2 protein-coding genes are annotated in these 3,384 nt (G+C 44.1%); one reads left to right on the top strand and one right to left on the bottom strand.

Annotated elements, in window-relative coordinates; all coding sequences use genetic code 11:
• Positions 1-24 precede the first annotated feature (24 nt).
• Positions 25-1,023 (top strand): hypothetical protein, encoded by a 999-nt coding sequence (locus AMM48_RS22005; RefSeq protein WP_102785828.1) that lies wholly within the window; start codon positions 25-27, stop codon positions 1,021-1,023.
• Here AMM48_RS22005 and AMM48_RS22000 read toward each other — a convergent pair.
• Positions 985-3,360, bottom strand: a complete 2,376-nt coding sequence (locus AMM48_RS22000) for a tetratricopeptide repeat protein (protein WP_102785827.1) — start codon at positions 3,358-3,360, stop codon at positions 985-987. The genes AMM48_RS22005 and AMM48_RS22000 overlap by 39 nt on opposite strands.
• Positions 3,361-3,384 lie beyond the last annotated feature (24 nt).

Below are 3,384 nucleotides of genomic sequence, written 5' to 3'. Positions count from 1 at the left end.
CAAAACTATAGATAACTAGGAATTATGGATTCAAATTTCATATTAAAATTCGAGCCACAAGCTGATTTTCGTCTCCTGTATCTTGCTCGACACGTAAAGGAAAACCCTGTTAATTCCGCAAAACGTTTTGGGCAATACCCACGCTATCATCGAGAGGTTTTAGGCGTTCTCCAGACTTTAGTTGGAGATGTGTCGATCGCAGACGATGAGAGCTTTCTTGAACAAAAAATTACAAATGCCGACTACATCTTTTCTCTCATGAACCGCGTCCCCATGCGTAATGGAGAAGTTTATGTGTCCGCATTATGTGAATTTGTTGGCAGAGCCTATCTTGGCTCCAATCCTTCAGTCAGGGCTGTTGCTGAAGACAAACACTTGGCAAAGCACCTTGCCTCCTCACTTGGGGTAGATACGGCGCCTTGGATTGTTGCATCACAATCTCTGAAAATGCCATCAACGGAACCCTTCGCCGGACCATTTTTTGTGAAGCCAAGAAACGGAGCAGGGTCTGAGCATATTGACGAGCAATCTTTTGCTGTAACTTGGACTGATGCAAGCCTACGAGCAAGTCAGTTGATTGATATCGGACTGGAAGCGATCATTGAACAGTTTGTTCCAGGGGAGAATATTACCATTCCGGTGATCGGTGGCTTCCCATCAGACATTTTGCCCGCAGTGCTCCTTGAAACCCAGAGGAAATCGTCAATAATTACACACGGTGACAAATTGCAAACCACAAATATTATGCCATTTTCGATATTAGATGACTTATCAGTCCAGAAGAAGTTATCCGAAACATCTAGTAAGATTTTCTCCGCAATTGCACCGACCGACTACGCAAGGATGGATTTTCGGTACGACAAGAAATCGGGACGTTTGGCTTTCCTAGAAATGAATATCTGTTGTGACATCAGCAGCTTTGGAAGTCTTATGTTCTCAGCAAATTCGTTGGGTATTTCCCAAAGGGATCTTATTTCGCACATATTATGCTACAGTCACTTTAGGCAGAAAAGACCCGGGTAAAAGTGCGAGCGCATCAAAAGACCAATACTCCAGAAATCCGGGGCTATAGACCTGCGTTACCTTGAGTGCGTCCGGCATATCCCAAACCGAGGCCATCTTTGCGATTTGTTCTGTACCGATGACTTGCAAGGGGCCATCCATTCCAGCGATTAGTTGCGGTAGGTCTTTTGAGTTCAATTTTGATTGACCCATTGCATTTCTTAGAAGTTCAGAATTAAGCCTGTGCCTCAAGGAGGCAATCGGAACGAGATTGGATTTAAGCAAATTATCGGCCAAATCCAGAGCTGTTTCCGCTTCTTTGATTTGTCCTTGAGTTAGCCTAATCAGAGCCAAATGATTGAGCGCATATAGCTTTGGCACGTTTTCGGAAGCATATGTTATCAGCTCCTCAAGTCGTGAAGCTGCTTTGTCTTTCTGGCCAAGGTAAAATTCGCTGAAGGCCAAGTTACATATTACCTCCTCCATGTGTGCCACACCAAAGCGGGACAATCCCCTGCACCCATAGTCGAATTCAATCATGGCCTTCTCAATGTGTCCAAAATTTGCATGCATGGATCCGATGTTCACGCGACAGGTGAGAGCACCGTATTCATCCCCTTGCACCATGAATGATTGATAGGCCTGTTCCAGTATTTCTATCGCTTTGTCATGAGGAAAAACTGCCGCCGAGTTTCTTAAAAAGTAGCCATAATTTGCTGACCTATCTGGCCGGTTATTGAACGAGCTATAGAAGACTCTTGCGTCCTCGATTCTGGAAAGATGTTGTAAGCTCGCCATTCTCACAGCCCCGAGCACCGACAACACTTCAGGTTCAAGTTCTTGAGAAAGTAGACTGTCTACTTCGTGTAATGCTGAGGCGTTGTCACGACAGCGGTCGTAACAAATTGCACTAAATACCTTTACTCTTACATCACTTTTCCATCCTTTATTGAATGGCACTTCAAGCGCATCCAAGGCTTGATGGTATTTTTTGGTCGCAATCAGAAATGCGATTGAAACTAGGTAAGTAGATAGTTCTTGGGTTTGTTCAGGATTTGGCAGCGCCTCCTCAAAGCGTGTAGCGGTTTCAATACTCCCTGAGCGAATTGCGCATTCCACCAATCTCAAAGCAAATCTAGGCGCGCGTTTTTTGTCTATTTTGGAAGCTAGGTTAAAATTCAGTGCTAGCAAATATTCACTGATTTCATGCTGTTCAGTGTCAAATTTTGTCGATGTCCTATAGAGAATATTTTTAGCAGCCAGTAGGGCTACAGGATCTCCGGATAAGTCTCGTAGGATGGGGTGTGAATCTGTATTCAATCTGATGATTGAAGATCCAGAAACTCTACTAATTCGTTGAATGATTCCTGCGTTTTGAAGAGGTTTTATTGCAACAACAAGCGACCAAGATTCCGGCAGAAAAATAGCTGGATCATTTTTGGTCACTGTTTCAATAAACTTAGAGGGTAGCGGTTGATCGGCTGCAACAAGATATCTTAGAACTGCAATTTGATCGGCTGAATAGTCTTCCAATGTATCACCTCGTTTTCGCCGAGCACATGCATGAATTTCTGCAATTATTTTGTGTGCGTTCTGACCACACAACGCTTGAATTTCAGCTATTTTACAATGTGAATTTGGAAGATCGGCGGCTTCCAATAGATCCTCTGCTAGAAATGCATCTGGAGATTGGAAGTCTGTCACTATAACCTGCTGCCCAGTGCTCTGAATTCGCTCCTGTAGATAGTCGTGATTAATACGCCTGTCTGGGCGGTCGACAAATCCCAGAACAAACCTCACATTCGAAAAATTCTGACCAACTGATTCTCTGAACACATCAAATTCTTCAAAATCGAGATTTTGCGCATTGTCGATCAGAAATAGGATCTTTTTCTCAGAAAGATGGTCTTGAACGAGAGCAGAAAATCGCGCTGCACCTTCCGATGAGTGGTAGCTAGACCTTATCCTTTCAAATAGTTTATCTGTCGCGGGTTTAAGCATGCCACCACCTGGCACTAAAAAACCGAGGCCCCCGGCAACCGTGTCCTGAACGAATTTTCTTAGAACCTCAGGACGTTCGACTTTCTGCGAAATATCCTTCATTTGTTTTTCAAGAGAACTAAAAAAATTGTGGAATAACAAAGCCGGGCCGGATCGAAGACTGGACGCATACACAGTCAAACAGTCTTCTCCGGCTAAACTTTCACCTGCGTGTTGCAGGAAACTTGTCAGCCCAGATGCTGGACTTGCGAGCAAAATGCAGCATCGAGCTTGCTGCCCAGCATGTTTACAGACCGACTTTAGAAAGCCAAGCTCCGCAGTTCTGTTCTGAAACTCGAGGGAAATTTCACTACCCATAATTCCTAGTTATCTATAGTTTTG

Source organism: Thalassospira sp. GB04J01 (assembly GCF_000751115.1).
GTDB classification, from domain to species: domain Bacteria; phylum Pseudomonadota; class Alphaproteobacteria; order Rhodospirillales; family Thalassospiraceae; genus Thalassospira; species Thalassospira lucentensis.
The sequence above is the reverse complement of the archived record's forward strand: the minus strand, read 5'-3'. Positions and strand labels throughout refer to the sequence as shown.

Bases quoted from the DNA above. Each gene is read 5' to 3' on its own strand.
- AMM48_RS22000 (WP_102785827.1), bottom strand. From the start codon at position 3,360: ATGGGTAGTGAAATTTCCCTCGAGTTTCAGAACAGAACTGCGGAGCTT.
- AMM48_RS22005 (WP_102785828.1), top strand. From the start codon at position 25: ATGGATTCAAATTTCATATTAAAATTCGAGCCACAAGCTGATTTTCGT.